Source organism: Marinobacter sp. LV10R510-11A, from assembly GCF_900215155.1.
GTDB lineage: Bacteria > Pseudomonadota > Gammaproteobacteria > Pseudomonadales > Oleiphilaceae > Marinobacter.
The window spans coordinates 2,276,068-2,295,586 of record NZ_LT907980.1; the positions used below are offsets into that span (position 1 = coordinate 2,276,068).

General features: G+C 55.5%; 20 protein-coding genes and 1 pseudogene. 10 read left to right on the forward strand and 11 right to left on the reverse strand.

Annotated elements, in window-relative coordinates:
• From CPH80_RS10915 to CPH80_RS10925, 3 genes are read left to right on the forward strand one after another with little or no spacing between them, the layout of a single operon-like run.
• Entirely contained in the window at window positions 1-1,017 is a 1,017-nt protein-coding gene (locus CPH80_RS10915) for a GGDEF domain-containing protein (protein ID WP_096277726.1), read from the forward strand.
• Window positions 1,014-2,012, forward strand: a complete 999-nt coding sequence (locus CPH80_RS10920) for a GGDEF domain-containing protein (RefSeq protein WP_096277728.1) — start codon at window positions 1,014-1,016, stop codon at window positions 2,010-2,012. The genes CPH80_RS10915 and CPH80_RS10920 overlap by 4 nt, the downstream gene beginning before the upstream one ends.
• Window positions 2,009-3,514, forward strand: coding sequence for a bifunctional DedA family/phosphatase PAP2 family protein (locus CPH80_RS10925; RefSeq protein WP_096277730.1), 1,506 nt, complete (start codon window positions 2,009-2,011; stop codon window positions 3,512-3,514). The genes CPH80_RS10920 and CPH80_RS10925 overlap by 4 nt, the downstream gene beginning before the upstream one ends.
• Here the strand turns inward: CPH80_RS10925 and CPH80_RS10930 are convergent.
• The 4 genes from CPH80_RS10930 to CPH80_RS10945 form a co-directional block, all read right to left on the reverse strand.
• Complete coding sequence (locus tag CPH80_RS10930; protein ID WP_096277732.1) at window positions 3,467-4,048, reverse strand: LON peptidase substrate-binding domain-containing protein; 582 nt, start codon at window positions 4,046-4,048, stop codon at window positions 3,467-3,469. The genes CPH80_RS10925 and CPH80_RS10930 overlap by 48 nt on opposite strands.
• The gene (locus CPH80_RS10935) at window positions 4,045-5,301 is read right to left on the reverse strand and encodes an HDOD domain-containing protein (RefSeq protein ID WP_096277734.1); all 1,257 of its coding nucleotides are present in this window, start codon (window positions 5,299-5,301) and stop codon (window positions 4,045-4,047) included. The genes CPH80_RS10930 and CPH80_RS10935 overlap by 4 nt, the downstream gene beginning before the upstream one ends.
• Before the next feature lie 188 nt (window positions 5,302-5,489).
• The gene (locus CPH80_RS10940; RefSeq protein ID WP_227520126.1) at window positions 5,490-5,894 is read right to left on the reverse strand and encodes a peptidoglycan-binding domain-containing protein; all 405 of its coding nucleotides are present in this window, start codon (window positions 5,892-5,894) and stop codon (window positions 5,490-5,492) included.
• Window positions 5,895-6,008: 114 nt separating this feature from the next.
• Window positions 6,009-7,088: an AI-2E family transporter gene (locus tag CPH80_RS10945; RefSeq protein WP_096277736.1), complete on the reverse strand. Its 1,080-nt coding sequence runs from the start codon at window positions 7,086-7,088 to the stop codon at window positions 6,009-6,011.
• Window positions 7,089-7,208: 120 nt separating this feature from the next.
• On the opposite strand from CPH80_RS10945, the gene CPH80_RS10950 reads away from it, so the two are divergent.
• The gene (locus tag CPH80_RS10950; protein WP_172898596.1) at window positions 7,209-7,556 is read left to right on the forward strand and encodes a hypothetical protein; all 348 of its coding nucleotides are present in this window, start codon (window positions 7,209-7,211) and stop codon (window positions 7,554-7,556) included.
• 145 nt (window positions 7,557-7,701) lie between these two features.
• The gene (locus CPH80_RS10955) at window positions 7,702-8,601 is read left to right on the forward strand and encodes a haloalkane dehalogenase (protein WP_096277740.1); all 900 of its coding nucleotides are present in this window, start codon (window positions 7,702-7,704) and stop codon (window positions 8,599-8,601) included.
• 41 nt (window positions 8,602-8,642) lie between these two features.
• On the opposite strand, the gene CPH80_RS10960 is transcribed toward CPH80_RS10955, so the two are convergent.
• Window positions 8,643-9,431 carry an acyl-CoA thioesterase gene (locus CPH80_RS10960; RefSeq protein ID WP_096277742.1) on the reverse strand — a complete coding sequence of 263 codons (789 nt, stop codon included), beginning with the start codon at window positions 9,429-9,431 and terminating at the stop codon, window positions 8,643-8,645.
• 198 nt (window positions 9,432-9,629) lie between these two features.
• Here CPH80_RS10960 and CPH80_RS10965 point away from each other — a divergent pair, with 198 nt between their 5' ends.
• Window positions 9,630-11,117, forward strand: coding sequence for a DEAD/DEAH box helicase (locus CPH80_RS10965; RefSeq protein WP_096277744.1), 1,488 nt, complete (start codon window positions 9,630-9,632; stop codon window positions 11,115-11,117).
• Here CPH80_RS10965 and CPH80_RS10970 read toward each other — a convergent pair.
• The 4 genes and pseudogenes from CPH80_RS10970 to CPH80_RS10985 form a co-directional block, all read right to left on the reverse strand.
• Window positions 11,108-11,611 (reverse strand): annotated as a pseudogene (locus tag CPH80_RS10970) (dihydrofolate reductase); the annotation flags it as partial. The gene CPH80_RS10965 and the pseudogene CPH80_RS10970 overlap by 10 nt on opposite strands.
• Window positions 11,612-11,776: 165 nt before the next feature.
• Entirely contained in the window at window positions 11,777-12,616 is an 840-nt protein-coding gene (locus CPH80_RS10975) for a thymidylate synthase (protein WP_096277745.1), read from the reverse strand.
• On the reverse strand, window positions 12,613-13,401 hold the full coding sequence (gene lgt / locus CPH80_RS10980) for a prolipoprotein diacylglyceryl transferase (protein ID WP_096277747.1): 789 nt from the start codon (window positions 13,399-13,401) through the stop codon (window positions 12,613-12,615). The genes CPH80_RS10975 and lgt overlap by 4 nt, the downstream gene beginning before the upstream one ends.
• Before the next feature lie 10 nt (window positions 13,402-13,411).
• Complete coding sequence (locus CPH80_RS10985; protein ID WP_096277749.1) at window positions 13,412-14,209, reverse strand: sulfite exporter TauE/SafE family protein; 798 nt, start codon at window positions 14,207-14,209, stop codon at window positions 13,412-13,414.
• Window positions 14,210-14,309: 100 nt separating this feature from the next.
• Here CPH80_RS10985 and CPH80_RS10990 point away from each other — a divergent pair, with 100 nt between their 5' ends.
• The 4 genes from CPH80_RS10990 to dxs all read left to right on the forward strand — a co-directional run bounded on the left by CPH80_RS10990 (window position 14,310) and on the right by dxs (window position 18,302).
• On the forward strand, window positions 14,310-15,083 hold the full coding sequence (locus tag CPH80_RS10990; RefSeq protein WP_096277751.1) for an NRDE family protein: 774 nt from the start codon (window positions 14,310-14,312) through the stop codon (window positions 15,081-15,083).
• Window positions 15,084-15,138: 55 nt separating this feature from the next.
• Entirely contained in the window at window positions 15,139-15,393 is a 255-nt protein-coding gene (locus CPH80_RS10995) for an exodeoxyribonuclease VII small subunit (protein WP_096277753.1), read from the forward strand.
• Entirely contained in the window at window positions 15,393-16,289 is an 897-nt protein-coding gene (locus CPH80_RS11000; RefSeq protein ID WP_096277755.1) for a polyprenyl synthetase family protein, read from the forward strand. Before CPH80_RS10995 ends, CPH80_RS11000 begins: the two co-directional genes overlap by 1 nt.
• A gap of 81 nt (window positions 16,290-16,370) precedes the next feature.
• On the forward strand, window positions 16,371-18,302 hold the full coding sequence (gene dxs / locus CPH80_RS11005; protein ID WP_096277757.1) for a 1-deoxy-D-xylulose-5-phosphate synthase: 1,932 nt from the start codon (window positions 16,371-16,373) through the stop codon (window positions 18,300-18,302).
• An 8-nt stretch (window positions 18,303-18,310) separates the two neighbouring features.
• Here dxs and ribA read toward each other — a convergent pair whose 3' ends face one another.
• Entirely contained in the window at window positions 18,311-18,925 is a 615-nt protein-coding gene (gene ribA / locus CPH80_RS11010) for a GTP cyclohydrolase II (protein ID WP_096277759.1), read from the reverse strand.
• A 72-nt stretch (window positions 18,926-18,997) separates the two neighbouring features.
• Window positions 18,998-19,480 carry a cyclic pyranopterin monophosphate synthase MoaC gene (gene moaC / locus CPH80_RS11015; RefSeq protein ID WP_096277761.1) on the reverse strand — a complete coding sequence of 161 codons (483 nt, stop codon included), beginning with the start codon at window positions 19,478-19,480 and terminating at the stop codon, window positions 18,998-19,000.
• Window positions 19,481-19,519 lie beyond the last annotated feature (39 nt).

Genomic DNA, 19,519 nt, shown 5'->3' on the forward strand with positions numbered 1-19,519 from the left:
ATGGCCCAAACGGCCGACAAGTTTTTGCTGAACCGGTTATCACGCGCCAGCCTAGTCGTTTTTGTGGCCATAGCGGTTCTGTGCGCCTTATTTGGAGAGCCACTTACTGCTGCCTGCGCCGCAGCTGCGGCAGGCGTCGTGGCCAGCGGGCGCAGCTTCCATTCCGGGCGCGGTAACAACCCGTGGCCAACCATTCAAAAACTGTTTTTTGCAATGCTGATTCTGCTGCTGATGACCAGTTTCTGGACAGGCCCCTGGGCGCTCAGCCACTGGCTCTACGGGCTTGTACTCGTTGCATTTGCACTCGTGCCCCGAGGCATCGCAACCCTGGTAACCGTGGTTATGGTGGTTCTAGCCATGGCCGCAGCCCATTGGGCACAAGGTATTGCAGATCGCCACCAAATGATCAGTGCGTTTCTGCTGACCATTCTTCTTTCTACTGTGCTGATATTCCTGCGCGAATACAAAACCCGCCAACTGGCGCCCTTAAGACGCACCGACGAACTCACTCAGGCCGCCAGCCGCGAATACCTTTCGGCAGATTTACACAAGGAAATCCAGCGCAGCGAACGCGAAGGAACCGACATGTCCATTATTATGATCGGCCTTGACACCCATGCCAGCGATAACGACCCAGGCGAAGATATCCGCTCAATTCTACCGAGAATCGGGCGCTTCCTGCATTCTCAGATACGGGATTTTGATACCTATTACCGGGCAGCGGACCTGCAATTTTTGGTGATCTTACCTGGCATACCCACCCACGAGGCCATCACCCGGGCCGAATCCATCCGCAAAGGACTTGGCGCACTCCTTGAAACCCATGGCATGGGCCTTACCGTCAGCACCGGCATCGCCGGGCTGAACATCGGTGATGATGCCGACAGCCTGCAACAGAGCGCAGCCAATGCACTGCGCCGCGCGCTGCAACAGGGCGGAAACCGAACTCAAGCCTACAGCGCATGGAAACCCACCAACCCCCCTACAAAGCCACGTGCGGAAGGATCTGCGCCATGACAGAAACTCGGCTGAGAACCTGGACACACAGTGTTGGCTATAGCCTCGCCACCCTGTTTATATTTACCTTGGCCCTGCAAAATCTTCGCTATGGTTTTTATGAGCTCTTCTACCTGGCAACCGGCATGGCTATCCTAACCCTTGCTGGCGTTGCCTATACGCTCCTGAGCCGCAGGCATCAGCTCTCTGCACCTGGTCACCTCATTATTCTCTCTGGCCTAAACAGCGGCCTTCTGGCGGCGATGCTGACAATGAACAGCTCGGGCATTACCCACTGGGCCATGCCGTTACTGGTGCTTAACCTGCTGATACTGCCACTCCGTCAGGCGTTGATGCTGTCCCTGCTTTTGCTAACCCCCATGGCGATTCTGCTTTTTGTGAAGGAGCCTCCCGCAGAGGCCCTTACAGCTGTTAGTGGCCTACTTATTGTTCTGACCGTTGCAGCACTTTATATATGGCAATACGACCATATGGCGCAATCCGCAGAAGACCTTGCCATTACCGATCCGGTCACCGGTGCCCACAACGCCCGTTTTCTGGATGAGACACTGCAAAAAGAAATCAGCCGGGCCATTGCTACCGGCCACAGCCTTTCGGTGATCGACCTCACCATAGATTACGCCGACGAAGCGGCCGACCTCCACGGCCAGCCTAGCATGCAGGCGCTTTTTTATAACATGACCCAGCATCTGTTCGGGGTTATTCGTGCCGGCGACACTCTGTATACGCTGAACGGCTCAGAGTTCTTTCTGATCCTGCCTTTCACTCCAGAAGAAGGCGTTCGCGTGATTTCTGAGCGCATACGGCGCACCATCTCCGAACATCATTGGCCGATGATCGGTAGGGCAACGGTCAGCCTCGGCTGCACAACCCGAAGCACCAGCGACACCCGCACCGACATCCTGCGCAATCGTGCTCACCAGGCCATGCTTGAAGCCCGCCGGCGCGGGGCCGACTCTGCCTGGTTCAGTCCGGGAGAAACGCTCCGGACATGAGCAGCGCCTGGCTTACGGATGTAACCGCATGGCTAAGCGCCAACCCTGGATGGTTGTCGCTGGCATTATTCAGCACCGCGTTTATTGAGTCCCTGGCGATTGCGGGCATTCTTGTACCCGGCGTTGCGTTCCTATTTACCATTTCCGTCATGGCTGCCCAAATTGACATGCCCCTAATGGAAGTACTGGTCTGGGCTGGGCTGGGCGCGATCACTGGTGACTCGCTGAGCTTTGCCATTGGCAGGCTCTTTCAAGGCCGGCTAACAAGCGTATGGCCTTTAAGCCGCTACCCAGAACAAATCAGAAAAGCAGAAGGCTTTTTCCAGCTGCACGGTGGGAAAAGCGTCATTATCGGGCGCTTCGTGGGGCCGTTGCGACCTGTAATACCCATGATCGCAGGGGCATTCCTGATGCCTTGGCGCCGTTTTCTGGCGTTCAACATAGGGTCGGCCATTGCCTGGGCTCCGATTTATATTTTGCCCGGGTTTCTAGTGGGCGGCGCACTGGCAAGTGATGTGCAGCCGCCAGCACATGTGTATCTGGTCACAGGTATCAGTTTGGCGACGCTGGCGGTGATCTACTTGGTTATGTTTCGTTTTCAGCTAGGCCTTGGCGACAGCAGCCGCCTTTACCAATGGCTTCAGCGAAAGATGGCGCAATATGAAACCACCCATCGCTTTTGGCGGCTTTACACCAACGAACGGCCAGCACAAGAGGGCGAGTTTCCGCTAGCTTCACTGATGCTTGCCTTGGGATCACTTGCTTTATTCTTCCTCTGGGGCCAGCTGGCAACCATGACCAACGTGATTGCGCCGTTCGATCAACTGGCAATGCAGTGGTTCAGTGAGCTACGCCAGCCATTGCTTGATGCACCGGCCATAGCCGCAACTCTTCTGGGCGACCCACCTGTTCTGACGACTGCGGCGGTGCTGGCGTGTCTGGCTCTCGCGTTCCGAGGGCACTACGCGGCTGCCACTCATGTCCTGCTGGCCGCGGTTATGACTATTGTGTTGGTCTGGGCATTAAAGGCCGCCATTGGCACTGTGCGCCCAGATCAGGTCGTAAACCCACCGTCATCCGGTTCTTTTCCCAGCGGCCATACTGCGGGCATCACGGTGTTTGTCACATTGTTGGCCAGCTTTGTGGCTGCGGAAACCCGCAACCGCAAGCGCTGGCAAACATATATACTGTTCTCATTACCGCTAATCTCGGTAGCACTCAGCCGGCTTTATCTGGGCGTACACTGGTTCAGCGATATTGTGGGAGGGCTACTACTGGGGTTGGCGATCACCGGCGCAACAAGAGCCAGTTTCAGCCGGTTTGACCGGGTGCCTATTGCCCCAGATGTACTGACCAGGTCGGCCGCACTGGCCTGGTTAGTTTTTTGCGGCGGCTACATCTGGCTCATGTGGCCAGATGCCGTACAACATTACGCACCGGTTTTGCGAGTTTCGCTACTGCCCCTCTTCGAGGGCTTCCAGCAATGCCTGCAAATGACTTAGCCGGGCAAGTGGATCCTGCATCTCCATGAGGTGCTGCTTTTCCTGTCTATCCAGTGGTAGCAGCTCGGTCAGCCGCCAGCCAACATCACGAGCATCTTCATAATCAACGCTCATACCCAATTCATGAATAACCGGGTGCCGGAACAAAGCACGCAACACAGATGGTAGCTCGTGAAATACGGTGGGGATGTCCGCCGGGGCCTCCGCGGGTAAAAACTCTATCTCGCCTAGGTTCAACCCGTCATCCTGCTGCCAGCTGTTCGTAATCGACACCTTGGCATCGCCTTCCACGGTAATTCCCAGCAACCCATTGTCCAACTGCTGAAAATCGATGATGCGTACATAAGTACCGGTCTCATAAAAAGACGCCACACGCCCCGTTTCCGCACCCTCACGCAACAAGGTTATAACAAACCCATGATCATCCTTCAGGCAACGTGTCAGCATATCAATGTAGCGGGGTTCGAACAGTTGTAACGGAACCTTGCCTCTAGGCAGCACAACCGAATTAAGAGGAAAAATCGGAACCTTCATCGTATGGACAACAGTTGTTGAACTTCATCTACCCGCGCCCGCGCTTCAGTCAGCAGTTCCAGGCTGCGGGATGCGTTCAGTTCAAGGCTACCGAGCCTGCGATAAGCTGGCACCTGGTCGAATGACGGCAGGCCTTCATTTTGGCTAGAGCCAATCATCGCGTGAAGCTGCGCCACGATAACAACATCCACCAACTGTGGCTCCGCTTCCCGACTCTCAAAACCCCAGTCTTCTGCATGGCGTACAGCATTTACGAAGGCCGGCGGGAACGTCCAGCTTTCCAGAACGGCGGTGCCAACATCCGCCCGAAGTTCACTGATGGCATTTTGTAGGTTAGTGTCGTCGGCAAACAAGTTTACGTGATGCTCCGCCTGCACCAAAATGGGAACCACACCTATATCGTGAAGCAATCCGGCCAGCAGCGCCTCCTCTGGGTTCAGGCGGGTGGCATGATCTGCCAATACCCAACAAAGCGCCGCCACCTCACGGGAGTGGCGCCATAGCTTCTCCATTTCTTTCTGTAGCGACGGGCGCTGGCTTTTGAACACTTCCCGCAGCGAGAACACGGTTACAAGTTGGCGAGTCGTTCGCATGCCCAGCCGAATTACCGTCTCGCGAACATTACGCACATCACTGAACCCTCGGTAAAGTGGGCTGTTACACGCCCGCACCAGCTTGGCCGCCATGGCAGGATCGGCCGACACAGCGCTGGCTATCTGATCCGCAGTGGAGTCGTCTTTGTCTACCATGCGGCGCACTTTCCACGCCACGTCAGGAACGCTGGGCAATTTCAGCTGGTTGGATCGAAGCTCCGCGTAAAACTCCATTAGGAGATGATGCTCCTCGCTCTCACCGTCGCCACTACCCTCCCCTGAGTCCATCTCCACCTGGGCAACCGGCGCTGCCCGCAAAAGCTGGTTGAGCACATCTTGCTCCACCACCAGAAACTCACAGGGCTTTAACGCGGTGACGTCGTACATTCTTGGCTGCAACCTGGCGATGGGGTTCAGCGCTTTCTCGGTTTCGGCTTCGATGACCGACGTGCGACCGTCCATCGATTCCAGCTCGACCTTCCCGGTTATCAAGAAATAATCCAGCCCATCACGCGCACCGCGTTCCAGCACACGCTGGCCTGCGCCATGAGACCTACGTTCGGCGCGACTGGCGAGCAATACCAACTGGCCATCGGTCAGCCGGTTTAGCGGCTGAAACTCCTTCAAACGGCGTAGCGGCAGGCTGTTCTGGCTAGCCATAAGAAAACTCCTTAGTCGGCTCAGGGCGGGGGCGTTGATTTATGGTATCTATTAGCTATTGTAACCACGTCGCCGGAAAACAACCATGCGCCGTGAGGGATCTGGGAAAGTTCGGCTAATACAAACTCTCATACAAAAAAACCCGCGCAGATGGTCTGCGCGGGTTTTTTTGTTATTAGATGCTTGTATCAAAAGAATGACCAGCCGCCATCATCCTCTTCTTCAACGACCTCTTCCTCGACGACCGGCTCAGGCTTAGTGGTGGCCGCAGGCTGGGCATTTTTCGGCTTAGAAGCAGGCGCGGCAGCGGCAACCTGAACACTGACCATACCCAGCGCTTTTTTGGTTGCTTCATCCAAAATTCCGTTCGCCTGGAGCCCGTTGTCTTTCTGGAAACGAGACAGTTCAGATCGGGTGGCATCATCCATTCCGGAGCCGACGTTGGTAATATTGTAACCGGCGCCGTACAGGGCATTTTTGAGCGCAATCGCTTCATCGGCGAACGCAGCGGGCGCCAAACCCAGTATTGCTACTGTGCCGGCTGCGAGCGCTAAGCGGCCCAAAAGGTTGGTCGCATTATTTATGATACTCACCTGCTTTACTCCTGATATCTCTGCGATATCCGTTTCTTTCTTGTTATGTGGTGCCAATCTCCACGGGCTGGGGCGAATCAGTAAAAGCCTAGCATACTTTTGTCTTGTATCGCCTTAACCGACATCATCATTCTGACCTTCGGTTCTTTGCGACTCTTCGCTGAACTCCCGAATGAAAATCCCCCAGAACGCCATAAACAGTGCTGCGACCAGCGGGCCCATCACAAAACCGTTAATACCAAACATTGCAAGGCCGCCTAAGGTAGATAACAGAACAATGTAATCAGGGAGTTTTGTATCGCGCCCAACCAGAATCGGTCGTAAAACGTTATCGGCGAGCCCTATCACTACCACACCGAATATGGTGAGCACCACGGCCTCAACGACATTGCCTACAGCGGCCAGATAAATCGCTGCTGGCACCCACACCAACGCTGCGCCAACGGCTGGCAATAAAGAGAAGATGGCCATCACCACGCCCCAGAGCAACGCCCCACCAATACCCAGAATCCAGAAAATAGCAGCCCCCAGAGCGCCCTGAATAATGGCAATCAACAGGTTGCCTTTGACCGTTGCACGGGTTACCTCGGCAAATTTGGCAAACAGCAGGCGCTCACGTTCATCACCTAGGGGAAGCGCGAGGATCAACAGGTCAACCAGTTTGCTGCCATCGCGCAGTAGGAAGAACGCCAAGTACACCATAAGAGCCAGCCCGAGAAAAAACTGGAAAGTATTTTGGCCAACGCCCAGAGCCTGCTTGGCAAGAAACTGGCTACCACCCACAAATAGGCTGACCACTCGGTCACGGATTTCACTAAAACTGATATCAAACTGCGCCAAGAACGATTGTATGGCGGGGAAAGAATTGTTCACCTGATCGATATACTCGCCGGGCTTTATTTCTCCGTCCTGAATCTGCTGATAGATTCCCAGCCCCTCAGCCACCAGGGAGGTCACCAACACCAGCACCGGAATCACCACAATCAACATGCACACGGTTAAGGTAATCAGCGCGTTCACGTTTGGCCGATCGCCAAGCCTGCGCACCAGAAACATTTGGAACGGATGAAAAATCACCGCGATAGCGATCGCCCAGAAGATGGGCCCGAAAAAAGGCTTCATGAGAAGCACGAAAGCCAGAGATACTCCGACCAGCATGGCAAGAAAAGTTCGTGCCTCAAGTTTTGCGTACATAATTCCGTTTATCCCAGCTAGGTTCAGTCGCGCTTTATCTTAACATGACCGCATGGCCACTGACGCACGCTTCAGCGTATAGTGAAAGGTTGTTGATCAACTATTAAACAGGTCAAGGTATTGGAACTGGAAACGTTTACCACGGAAACTGCTCTGGATGCTGCAGCGGAGCTAAGCCGAGTGCTGGCTGCCAGAACCCATCGCCGAAAGTTTCTTGGCCAAGAAATTCTGGTGCCGGGGCAGCTGGGCGAGGCTCTGCAACTGCCGCGAATTATTAACCGCCTCCAGAGCAAGCAGCAACGTTTTCGAGACCAGGGGCTGGACGACTTTCAGGATCTCTGGCCAACGCTGTCAGCGGCGACACGCGAGAAAGTACTCAGCGCTATCGGCTGGTACGACCCAAAAAACCTGGACTGGGAAGATAAGCGCTCTAACCGACTGCCAATAGTCGACCCCGACAAGGCTTGATTCAAAGCCGCAACGCGCTGTTACGTAACTCAAACACATGAAATCGCCAACTGGCTTATCCTATTGGACTAAGATTGTTGTCGTGGCTCCGGACACGAGCGACCCATAACAATCACGCAACCAATCAGTCAGGACAGTCGATGGCATGCGTATTTTGAGAACCGATGAAGACCGCTTTGCAGGCCTCCCGGATTACCCTTTTCGCCCGCATTATTTGGATGTCGAGCCCGGCCTCCGAATGCATTATGTTGATGAGGGTCCAGCTGCTGCCTCGCCGGTTCTAATGCTCCATGGCGAACCCTCTTGGTCGTATCTGTATCGCCACATGATTCCTGTTGTCGCCGCTGCGGGACACCGAGTATTGGCACCAGACCTTGTAGGCTTCGGTAAGTCTGACAAACCGGCGGCCATCGACGACTACAGCTATGACCGCCATATTTCATGGCTCACTCAATGGCTGGAAGCCCTGGATCTCAGAAACATAACTCTGGTTTGCCAAAACTGGGGGTCGCTTCTGGGCTTGCGACTTGCAGCAGAACTGCCACACCGATTCCAACGTATCATTGTTGGTAATGGCATGCTGCCAACCGGCGAGACCCGTGCACCTGCGGCATTCAGCGTATGGAAAGCTTTCGCTACCCACAGCCCTTGGTTTCCGGTCAGCCGGATTGTGCAGCTAGGTACCGAGAGAACACTGAACAAACACGAACTGGCAGCCTACGAGGCGCCCTTCCCCTCAAAAGAGTACAAGGCTGGTGCGCGAGCCTTCCCCAAACTGGTGCCTATGTCGCCAGACGACCCGGCAAGTAACGCCAACAAAGCCGCGTGGAAAGTTCTGGAGAAGTGGCGGAAGCCGTTCATTACCTGTTTCAGCAGCGGCGACCCAATAACCCGCGGCGGAGACCGCTACATGCAACGCCGTATTCCGGGCGCGCTAGGGCAACCCCACATCACTCTGCGAGGCGGGCACTTCCTGCAGGAAGACTCTCCCGAAGATTTTGCGCGGATTATAATTGATGCGCTAAAGGCAGAACTGGCGGCCTGAGCCGCCCATTCTTTACTGCACCCTAGGCCGCATTGACTGGATTAACCGAATACGGTCACCGTCTGGCGGCTAATTGCTAGCAGCTCACCCCGAGATGTCCAAATCTCTGCGTCATAGTGGCAGTAGCCATTGCCTGCCTGATCAATCTTGGACTTGTATAATAGCCAATCGTCAGCTTCTAGGGCAGGCCTTGGGTGGATAATGTCGAGCATCCAGGTGAGTGAACTGGCTGGCACTGCGGTTTTGAAATGCTGGAGAACCGGCGCGGGCCATGCATCGACTAGCGCCAGAATATGAGCATCTGTTAGCACCGCTGGCACTTCTCGAAAGCGCATCCACCCACCCATTTCACGCCCGCTTCCGCCGGTGAACGGCATGCTCCCGTAGGCCCAGCGCATCTCGATGTAATTGATAAATCCCGGGGTCAAGCCCTCGATAAAGGGCAACTCCTGACATTGGCCCACGGGCTTTGCTTGCGGAGCAGTCACGCCATCAATCCGCACAGCCGACTCCCGATCACCGGCAAAACCCGCAAGGCATACGACCTTAGGCTCTCCATTCTGGATAATCCGGCCCTCTACCTGACTTACCGACCTGCCCTCCCGCAGAACCTGGGCATCAAAAACAGATGGCACATCAGGCTCTACCGGACCCACAAACGACACGTGCATGGAGCGCACGGGTCTGTTTTCAGCAACCATGCGCTCCATACGATCAAACAGTAGGCCCGTCACCAAGCCGCCAAACGTCGCACGCCCCTGAGACCAGCCCGCAGGCATAACCAACTCTTTGCTGGCACGGCCAGCGGCAATCAGTTCATCAAAGGTCATAGCACATTCCTGTTAGCAACCTATCGGTGAAAACAGAAAGATTGCCCAAAATACGGAAACAACGCAATCCCAGCGCCCCGGCAACTACCTACAGACCACAAAATATTTTACGTATTAAAGTCAGCCAAAAGCGGTTATAATATCGCCACATAATGCATTGCCCGGCAATGCTCTACCTTCCGAATTCCGAGTAAATCAATGTCTGAATTGTCCTTTGCCGAACTGGGGCTTGATCCAGCCGTACTGGAAGCTGTATCCGCTATTGGCTACGAAACCCCAACGCCCATCCAGGCTCAGTGCATTCCTGCGCTGCTCGCTGGCAAACATCTTCTGGGCGTTGCCCAGACCGGCACGGGTAAAACCGCAGCCTTTGCACTACCACTACTGAGCCGAATTGACGCCTCAGTAACCGAACCTCAGATTCTGGTTCTGGCACCCACGCGGGAACTGGCAATTCAGGTTGCAGAAGCGTTTACGTCCTACGCCGCAAAATTCCGCCACTTTCATGTATTACCGATCTACGGCGGTCAAGATTTTTACCCGCAGATCAAAGGCCTTAAGCGTGGCGCGCAAGTTATTGTCGGCACCCCCGGCCGTATGCTCGATCACCTTCGTAAAGGTACACTGAGGTTAGGTAACCTGAAGGCATTGGTACTGGATGAAGCAGACGAAATGCTGCGCATGGGCTTTATTGATGACGTAGAGGCTATTCTTGCCAAAACGCCAGCTGACTGCCAGCGCGCGCTCTTTTCTGCCACCATGCCGCCGCAAATCAAAAAAGTTGCACAAACCTACCTGAGCGACGCAGTCGAAGTAAAAATCGAGAGCGCAACTCGTACGGTTGAAGGCATTTCTCAGTTTGTTCTGCCGGTTTATGCAGAGCGCAAACTGGATGCCCTAACCCGTATCCTGGAAGTAGAGCCAATCGAAGCCGCGATTATCTTTGTGCGCACTAAGGCCGAAACGACACTTCTGGCCGAGAAGCTCAGCGCCCGCGGCCACACAGTAGCCCCTCTAAACGGAGATCTGAACCAGCGGCAGCGCGAGCAAACTGTTGAAGATCTCAAGCGTGGCAAGAAAGACATCATCGTTGCTACCGACGTAGCCGCCCGCGGCTTGGACGTGCCCAGAATCTCACACGTCATCAACTACGATGTGCCCTACGACACCGAAGCCTATATCCATCGGGTTGGGCGTACCGGCCGTGCGGGGCGCACGGGCAAGGCTATTCTGCTGGTAACCCCCCGTGAGCGAAGCTGGCTGCGCACGCTTGAGCGTGCCACCAACTCGCCAATGGAAGCTTACCAGTTGCCCTCGCCCGTTGAACTGAAAAAAATGCGCGAAGAGCAGTTTGAAAGCCAGCTTCTGGGCTTCGCTGAAGACAAGAAGCTTGCCAAGGCCATGGGCTTGCTGGACGACATCGCCGAGCGCAACGAAATGGATATAGCCATGGTTGCCGGCGCTCTCGCCTGCTGGATGGAAGCAATGCAACCTGGCTTACTGCCTCTGGAGCAACCGGAAGCACTGCCGGTGGTGTCTGCAACTCCACCTCCACGTCGTGACCGTAAAGGCGGACGCCCAGGCGAGTTCCGCAAGGGACCACCAAAGGGTCGCGGTGGGCCAGGAGGCGCTGGTGCCCGTGGCAAACCACCGGGTAAAGGTGGCAAGCCAGCCGGTAAGCGCTGATAGACGACGAAGCTGTAGTCGTAAGGATTGTTATCGGACGCGGAGAAATCCTCCCGTCCGATTTCTTCCCACTCACCCCAGTTCACTTCCGGGAAATACGCATCGCCATCCACTTCGGCGTGCACCTGTGTGATATAAATGCGGTCTACCATGGGTAGCGCTTCGATATAGATCTGCCCTCCCCCGATAATCATCACTTCATCACCACCATCCAGTTCGGCCTGCGCTTCAGCCTTTACTAGTGCCTGTTCCAGCGATTGGGCGGCAACGGTTCCTGCGGGCGCTTCACGGTCTGCATTCCTCGAAATCACCACGTTCATCCGGCCCGGCAATGGTCTACCAATAGAATCCCAGGTTTTCCGGCCCATGATGATGGGCTTGCCCATGGTGGCTTGCTTGAAATATTTCAAATCGCCCGGTAGATACCAAGGCAGATTATTATTCCGGCCAATAACCCGGTTTCGGGACATGGCTACTATGAGTGCCTTGCGCATGTGTTTTTCCTCTGATTCGGGGGTTGCAAGGATGCGGGAAGGGCTCTCCAAAAAACGCTGTGAATACGTCCGTGTACGCTTGGCTCCGCCATCCATGGCTCCGCACATTTTTGGAGAGCCCTTCCCGCATCCTTGCGGTCGAATTGTGAGATCGGCCTGCCAGTACTAGATAGCGATGGGTGCTTTTATACCGGGATAAGGGTCATAGCCCTCAAATTCGAAGTCTTCTAATTCGTAATCAAAAATTGAGTCTGGCTTCCGCTGAATAAGCAGTTTCGGCAGGGCTTTTGGCTTGCGCTTTAGCTGCTCAAACACGATGTCGTCTGTCAGGTGGTTCTGGTACAAGTGGCAATCGCCAAAGGTATGTACAAATTCACCGACTTCCAAATCACACTGCTGAGCGATCATGTGCGTTAGCAGTGCATAGGATGCGATGTTGAACGGCACGCCGAGCATCAGGTCTGCACTGCGCTGGTACAACTGGCAGGAGAGCTTGCCGTCGAGTACATAGAACTGGAACAGGCAGTGGCAGGGTGCCAGTGCCATGCGGCCTTCACGGGCGTTTTCCTGGGGGCCAACGGACTCATCCGGGAGTTCCGCCGGGTTCCAGGCGGAGACAATCAGGCGCCGAGAATTTGGTTTATTGCGTATCTGATTGATGACTTCGCTGATCTGATCCACCACCCGGCCATCCGGGCACTGCCAGCTTCGCCACTGCTTGCCGTAAATCGGCCCAAGATCGCCGTTTTCCAGCGCCCACGCATTCCAGATAGAGACTTTTCGCTCTTTTAACCAGTTGTTGTCTGTGGAGCCCTTCAGGAACCAGAGCAGTTCATAAATAATGCTGCGCAGGTGCACTTTTTTGGTGGTAACCAGAGGGAAACCATCTTGGAGATTAAAGCGGATTTGGCGCCCGAAGACGGAACGGGTGCCCACGCCGGTTCTGTCGCCCTTGTCGAACCCGTTATCTACGACGTCCTGCATCAGATCGAGATAGGCTTTCATTCGGCGTTTCTCCGGTAAGCAATAAACATCAGAACCGCCCCGCCCAGAAACATTGGGAAGGAAAGCACCTGCCCCATGGTCAGCCAATCGAATGCCAGGTAGCCCAGCTGCGCATCAGGCTCGCGTACAAACTCCACCAAAAAGCGGAAAACGCCGTAGCAAACCAAGAACAGCCCAGACACTGCCATTCTTGGGCGAGGCTTGGCGGAGAACCACCAGAGAATGATAAATAACAACACCCCCTCAAGGGCAAACTGGTAAAGCTGGGATGGGTGACGGGCCAGCGCATCTGGTGCTTGGCGGAACACCATGCCCCAAGGCATGTCGGTAGGCTTACCCCAGAGTTCGCCATTGATAAAGTTACCAATCCGCCCTGCTCCAAGGCCTACCGGCACCAACGGGGCCACGAAATCGGCAATGCGCCAGAACCCAGTTCCAAGTTTGCGGCCGTACCACCACATGCCGAACGTGACACCCAACAATCCGCCATGGAAGGACATGCCGCCTTCCCATACCCGCAGGAGCCATAACGGGTCTGATAGGAAGAGATCAAAGTTGTAGAAGACGACATAGCCAAAGCGCCCACCCAAAATAACGCCAAGGGCGAGATAAAACAGAAGGTCGCCCATCTGCTCTTCGGTAACCGGGGACCAGGGTTTACGTGTACGTATCCGCCCCAGCCACCAGCCAGCCAGAAAGCCGACCAAGTACATCAACCCATACCAATGAATCTTGAGTGGCCCGATGGCGAGGGCAACCGGGTCTATCTGTGGATGCTGAAGCATCAATAACCTCTTAGCTTAGTAGAAAACGAAGGCCAACCAGCAATAGCAAGATGGCAAAAACACGCTTCAGCACCTTGGCGTTGAGCCGGTGTGCCAAATTAGCTCCTACCCGCGCAAACAGCACGCTGGTGATAATAATTCCGATCAAGGCAGGCAAATAGATAAAGCCAAGGCTGTATTCCGGCAGCGCTGGCTCATTCCAGCCAGTCCAGGCATTGCCAAGAGCACCTGCAATAGCAATCGGTAACCCGCAAGCAGCAGAGGTACCCACTGCTTGCTGCATTCGAACGTTGCTCCAAGTCAAATATGGCACGGTGAGCGTTCCGCCGCCTATACCAAATATGGCCGAGGCCCAGCCAATACCTGCTCCAGCCACACCAAGACCCGGCTTGCCCGCAACGTCCCTGCCCGGCGGTGGGTTTACGTCGAGCAGCATCTTGATGCCCACCAGAATGACAAATAGTCCGATTATCAGTTCCAAAGCGGCACCACTCAGCAACGCAGCGGTCCAGGCACCGATAAAAGCACCGGCCACAATGCCAACAGCCATTGGCCGGAAAACATCCCAGCGAATAGCCCCATGACCATGGTGAGAACGAATGGAGCTAAGGGATGTGAAAACAATGGTCGCCAGCGACGTTCCAACGGCCATGTGAGCGGCAACCTCAAGACCGAAGCCCTGCGCCCCAAAACTAAAAATCAGTACCGGCACAATAATAAGTCCGCCACCAATGCCGAACAGGCCTGCAAGGGTGCCGGCAAAGGCTCCAAGCACCATATAAATGGCAAATACGGATAACAGGGACATAGTCACTCACACATCCGGGAAAACAAGGCTGGTATGATACACACCAGCAACAATTTCATCATCTAGGAATGCCCCATTAGCCCCCGGAGAGCAACTTAGCATGTGCCTAATCGCATTTTCTCTTGGCCAGAGCGCGCGTTTTCCGTTGGTGGTTGCCGCCAACCGAGATGAGTTTTTCCGCCGGCCCACGGCGCCGCTGCAGTGGTGGACAACAGAAGCCGGTGACCGGGTGCTGTCCGGCAGGGATCTGCAATCCGGAGGTACCTGGCTGGCCGTGTCCCCCGAAGGCCACGTGACCGCCGTAACGAATGTTCGTGAAGGCACGCCAGAAGCGGGCCTTGCGAGCCGTGGTGAGTTGCCCCTGAGGGCACTCCGGGAACAAGAATCACAGCTACAAGAAAGCTTGGCGAACACCTCTGCACGGTACGCAGGGTTCAACCTTGTAAGCCTCAGCAATACCGCCGGCTGGTACTTCAGCAACCGCGACGCTCGGCCAGGCCGCAGCATTCACCGGGGCATTTATGGTTTGAGCAATCACCTGCTTCAAACTCCGTGGCCCAAGCTTTTACGGCTCAGAAAAGCCGTGGGCCACACCGTGACATCCGCCGGGGGGAGTGCGGGGAATCTACACAAAGACCTTACCCGGTTGCTGCAGGATACAACGCCGGCGCCGGATCATCTGCTCCCTAACACTGGCATACACCGTGACACCGAGCGCTTTCTTTCGTCGCCATTTATAACCGGCGCAGAATATGGCACTCGCGCCACCACAATCGTTAGCGTCTCCCGCACCGGCGAAATCCATGTTACCGAGCAGAGTTGGGCGCCTGAAGGCCGCCCGGAGGAATACCGGGAATTCCACTGGCAGCGATAGCGCTCTGCCTCTGATATAATCCGCGAAATTCGTCCACCCGATCGGAGGGCCACCGATGGCCGGTCAACAAGACGCCACATCCATTGCCGACTTTGAGAAGTCTCTTGATGAGCTGGAAACGTTGGTTCGCAACCTAGAGGAAGGTGAACTCTCCCTTGAGCAATCCCTGGCTGCCTTCGAGCGAGGTGTAAAGCTGACCCGCGCCTGTCAGCAAGCCTTGAAAAGCGCCGAGCAACGGGTTGAGCAACTGGTACAGAACGATGATGGCACGCTGGAAACCCGTCCGTTTTCGCCGGATGACGCCAGCTAATGCATAACGAGAACCCGTCTACCATGGATTTTCTGGAAACCTGTCGCAGCCGCGTGGACGCAGAACTGGATCGCCGCATTGCATCCGGATCTGCCTCTGAGCGGCTTCAGGCCGCCATGAGTTACAGTGTTCTGGGCGGCGGAAAACGTATCCGCCCTGCGCTAAGCTTGGCGGCTGCAAACGCACTGGGGCAAAGCATTGATGTCGCTTTGGTGCCTGCCTGTGCCATCGAGCTGATCCACGCCTATTCGCTTGTGCACGACGACCTACCGGCGATGGATAACGACGAATTACGTCGGGGCCGACCAACCGCACACATTGCCTTCGACGAAGCCACCGCCATTCTGGCCGGTGATGCCTTGCAGGCGCTGGCTTTTGAGTGGCTTGCGGAAGCCCCCGGCATCGAAGCGTCTGCACGGCTGACGATGATTCAGGAACTGGCCCGGGCAAGCGGTCATGGCGGCATGGTGGGTGGCCAAGCCATTGATCTGGAGTCCGTAGGCAAAATCCTGACGTTGGCTCAGCTCGAAACCATGCACCGACATAAAACCGGGGCGCTGATTGAAGCCAGCGTGCGCATTGGAGCACTGACGGTGCCCGGGGTTAGTGAACACTCACTGAATGCGCTAACACGTTACGCCCAGGCTCTTGGGTTGGCATTCCAAGTTCAGGATGACCTGCTAGACATTGAAGGGGATACAGAAACCATCGGAAAACCGCAGGGGTCTGACATTGCCCGCGCAAAACCGACCTATCCCGCTTTGCTAGGGCTGACAGGCGCACGGGAGCACCTCGCCGCACTACTCGACAACGCGCTTAAGAACCTGCAGGGTTTTGGGCCAGAAGCAGACCCCTTGAGGGCCATGGCAGACTATGTGGTGGCAAGAACACATTAAATCGGCCATTGAAGCCCGGTGCCACCAGAGCGCACACTGAAGAAATACATTTTCACCACATTCCGGAAAAGACCCGAGCAGATGCAGGACACGTATATTTTTAAGGAAATCCCGTCACATCGGCCAAACACACCGCTGCTGGATCGGGTTGACATACCCGCCCAGTTGCGGGAGCTGCCGTCTGACCAGCTTACTCAGTTTGCCAGAGAGCTAAGGGCATTCCTGCTATGGTCCGTGGGGCAGACCGGCGGCCATTTTGGTGCCGGGCTCGGCGTACTTGAACTGACTGTGGCACTACACTATGTGTTCAATACACCGGAAGACCGCTTGGTGTGGGATGTTGGCCACCAAGCGTACCCTCACAAGATTCTTACAGGCCGCCGTGAGCGGATGGGCAGCATCCGGCGCAAGAACGGCTTGGCCGGCTTCCCAAAACGCACTGAAAGCGAATACGACACCTTTGGTGTAGGTCATTCCAGTACGTCCATCAGTGCCGCGCTGGGCATGGCCGTAGCTGCTCGCCAGCAGAACACCGGCCGCAAGAGCATTGCCGTTATCGGTGATGGCGCCATGACTGCCGGTATGGCTTTTGAAGCACTGAACCATGCCGGCCACCTGCACGCCGACATGCTGGTAATTCTGAACGACAACGACATGTCGATTTCGCGCAACGTGGGCGGCTTGTCTAACTATTTTGCCAAACTGCTTTCAAGCCGCACCTATAACCAAGTGCGCGATGGCAGCAAGAAAGTCCTTCAGGGCACGCCAAACCTGATGGCTCTGGCCAAGAAAACCGAAGAACACTTCAAAGGTATGATGGCGCCGGGCACCTTGTTTGAAGAACTGGGTTTCAATTACATCGGCCCCATTGATGGCCACGACCTGCCACTGCTGGTCGAAACCCTTGAGAATATCCGCGAGCTGGAAGGCCCACAGTTTCTCCATGTGGTGACCACCAAAGGCAAAGGCTTCGCACCAGCTGAGGCTGACCCAATCGGTTACCACGCCATCAACAAGATTGAGCCAGTGCCAGCCAGCAAGCCCGAACCGGTCAAACCTGCACCCTCGAAGCAAAAATACGCGAACGTGTTCGGACAATGGCTGTGCGATGCAGCGGAGCAGGATGAGCGCGTAAGCGGCATTACGCCTGCAATGTGCGAAGGGTCCGATCTGCTGGCATTCTCCGAGCGCTTCCCGGATCGTTATTTCGACGTGGCCATTGCCGAGCAGCATGCCGTAACACTTGCAGCGGGTATGGCCTGTGATGGCGCAAAGCCGGTGGTTGCGATTTACTCCACGTTTTTACAGCGGGGGTACGATCAGTTAATACACGATGTGGCGATCCAGAACCTAGATGTACTGTTCGCAATCGACCGCGCCGGGCTGGTAGGCGAAGACGGCCCTACCCACGCAGGCGCCTTTGACATCAGTTACCTGCGATGCATTCCCAACATGGTTCTGATGACGCCCTCAGATGAAAACGAAACACGCCAGTTGCTTCATACCGGCATGTTGTTTGAAGGCCCGGCAGCCGTTCGGTATCCCAGAGGAACCGGGCCAGGAGCAGACATTCAGCAAGAACTTACTCCTTTGGAGATCGGCAAGGGGCGCAAGGTTCGCGAAGGCAGCCACATTGCCATTCTCAACTTTGGCACGCTGCTCGCTCCGGCGCTGAAGGCCGCAGAAAGGTTGGGGGCGACGGTGGCCGATATGCGTTTCGTTAAGCCGCTCGATGAGGCCCTGATCCTTGAGCTGGCAGAACAGCACGAGCTTCTAGTAACCCTGGAAGAGAACGCCATTGCCGGTGGTGCGGGCAGTGCCGTCACCGAATGCCTGAACCGCCAGGAAGTGTCCATGCCGGTGCTTCAACTTGGGTTGCCGGACACCTTTATTGATCACGGCAAACACGAAGAACTGCTCAAAGACTGCGGGCTGAATGCTGATGGCATATTCTCTGCCATCAGCACTCGAATGGAGCGGCTACAGCATCAGCGACTGAAAGCGGTCAAATAAAACGTCCCTTAACCCTGGAGATCATCGTCCTGATGGCTCTCCAGCCAATGTCCGAGCTTGCTCTGCTTGGTATTCAGATAGTGCTCGTTATGGGGGTTTCGGCCCACGTTCAGGGGAACCCGCTCGGTGATCTCGATACCGTATGAGGTCAGAGCATTCACCTTACGGGGATTGTTTGTCATCAGGCGCAAGCTTTTGATATCCAAGTGCTCCAGCATATCTTTACACATGCTGTAATCACGTAGATCCGCCGCAAAACCAAGTCGCTCGTTTGCCTCCACGGTATCCGCCCCCTGGTCCTGCAGATTGTACGCACGGATCTTGTTGAGCAAACCAATACCGCGACCTTCCTGGCGCAGGTACATCAGAACGCCTCGCCCTTCACGGGCAATGCTGCGCAATGCCTCTTCTAGCTGGTAACCACAATCGCAACGCATGCTGTATAGCGCATCGCCGGTCAGGCATTCGGAGTGCGTTCGAGCCAGCATGGGTTCGTCACCATCCAGCGATCCCAGGGTCAGAGCAACATGCTCCTTTCCCGTGTCCAGCTCTTCAAAGCCGTGCATGTCGAATACCCCGAAAGGGGTCGGCAACCGGCAAGATTCGATGTAACGAACAGCCACAATGTTTCCTCGTGGTTCAGTAAATCGGGGCGCGCATTCTACCATGGGCCGGGGCACTGTGCAGATCCGTTATTACGGGTTGCCGGCCATCCAATGTCCGCTGCGACCACCCTTTTTCTCCAGTAGACGCACGCCACCGATCTCCATACCCTTGTCGACAGCTTTGCACATGTCATACAGCGTAAGCGCTGCCACACTCGCTGCAGTCAACGCTTCCATTTCGACACCTGTCTGGCCCGAAAGCTTGCAGCGGGTCAATATGTGCACCGATGCGCCATCAGCCCCCGGGGTGAGCTCTACCTTCACCGAGGTGAGATTTAGGGAGTGACACAATGGAATTAGATCGTGTGTTCTTTTGGCCGCCATAATCCCAGCAATACGGGCAACAGCCAGCACATCACCCTTTGGGTGCTCCCCTTCGGTGATCATCCTGAGGGTCTCCCCGTTCATGTGAATCCTTGCTTCGGCACGGGCTTCTCGCTCTGTTACGGCTTTGTCCGTTACGTCGACCATTCGGGCTTCGCCCTTGTCATCAAGATGTGTCAATTTACTCACTGTGTCTCCCGGGGTTCAGATTCAACATAGGGTTAAATA

Bases quoted from the DNA above. Each gene is read 5' to 3' on its own strand.
- CPH80_RS10915 (WP_096277726.1), top strand. From the start codon at position 1: ATGGCCCAAACGGCCGACAAGTTTTTGCTGAACCGGTTATCACGCGCC.
- CPH80_RS10920 (WP_096277728.1), top strand. From the start codon at position 1,014: ATGACAGAAACTCGGCTGAGAACCTGGACACACAGTGTTGGCTATAGC.
- CPH80_RS10925 (WP_096277730.1), top strand. From the start codon at position 2,009: ATGAGCAGCGCCTGGCTTACGGATGTAACCGCATGGCTAAGCGCCAAC.
- CPH80_RS10930 (WP_096277732.1), bottom strand. From the start codon at position 4,048: ATGAAGGTTCCGATTTTTCCTCTTAATTCGGTTGTGCTGCCTAGAGGC.
- CPH80_RS10935 (WP_096277734.1), bottom strand. From the start codon at position 5,301: ATGGCTAGCCAGAACAGCCTGCCGCTACGCCGTTTGAAGGAGTTTCAG.
- CPH80_RS10945 (WP_096277736.1), bottom strand. From the start codon at position 7,088: ATGTACGCAAAACTTGAGGCACGAACTTTTCTTGCCATGCTGGTCGGA.
- CPH80_RS10955 (WP_096277740.1), top strand. From the start codon at position 7,702: ATGCGTATTTTGAGAACCGATGAAGACCGCTTTGCAGGCCTCCCGGAT.
- CPH80_RS10960 (WP_096277742.1), bottom strand. From the start codon at position 9,431: ATGACCTTTGATGAACTGATTGCCGCTGGCCGTGCCAGCAAAGAGTTG.
- CPH80_RS10965 (WP_096277744.1), top strand. From the start codon at position 9,630: ATGTCTGAATTGTCCTTTGCCGAACTGGGGCTTGATCCAGCCGTACTG.
- CPH80_RS10975 (WP_096277745.1), bottom strand. From the start codon at position 12,616: ATGAAAGCCTATCTCGATCTGATGCAGGACGTCGTAGATAACGGGTTC.
- lgt (WP_096277747.1), bottom strand. From the start codon at position 13,401: ATGCTTCAGCATCCACAGATAGACCCGGTTGCCCTCGCCATCGGGCCA.
- CPH80_RS10985 (WP_096277749.1), bottom strand. From the start codon at position 14,209: ATGTCCCTGTTATCCGTATTTGCCATTTATATGGTGCTTGGAGCCTTT.
- CPH80_RS10990 (WP_096277751.1), top strand. From the start codon at position 14,310: ATGTGCCTAATCGCATTTTCTCTTGGCCAGAGCGCGCGTTTTCCGTTG.
- CPH80_RS10995 (WP_096277753.1), top strand. From the start codon at position 15,139: ATGGCCGGTCAACAAGACGCCACATCCATTGCCGACTTTGAGAAGTCT.
- CPH80_RS11000 (WP_096277755.1), top strand. From the start codon at position 15,393: ATGCATAACGAGAACCCGTCTACCATGGATTTTCTGGAAACCTGTCGC.
- dxs (WP_096277757.1), top strand. From the start codon at position 16,371: ATGCAGGACACGTATATTTTTAAGGAAATCCCGTCACATCGGCCAAAC.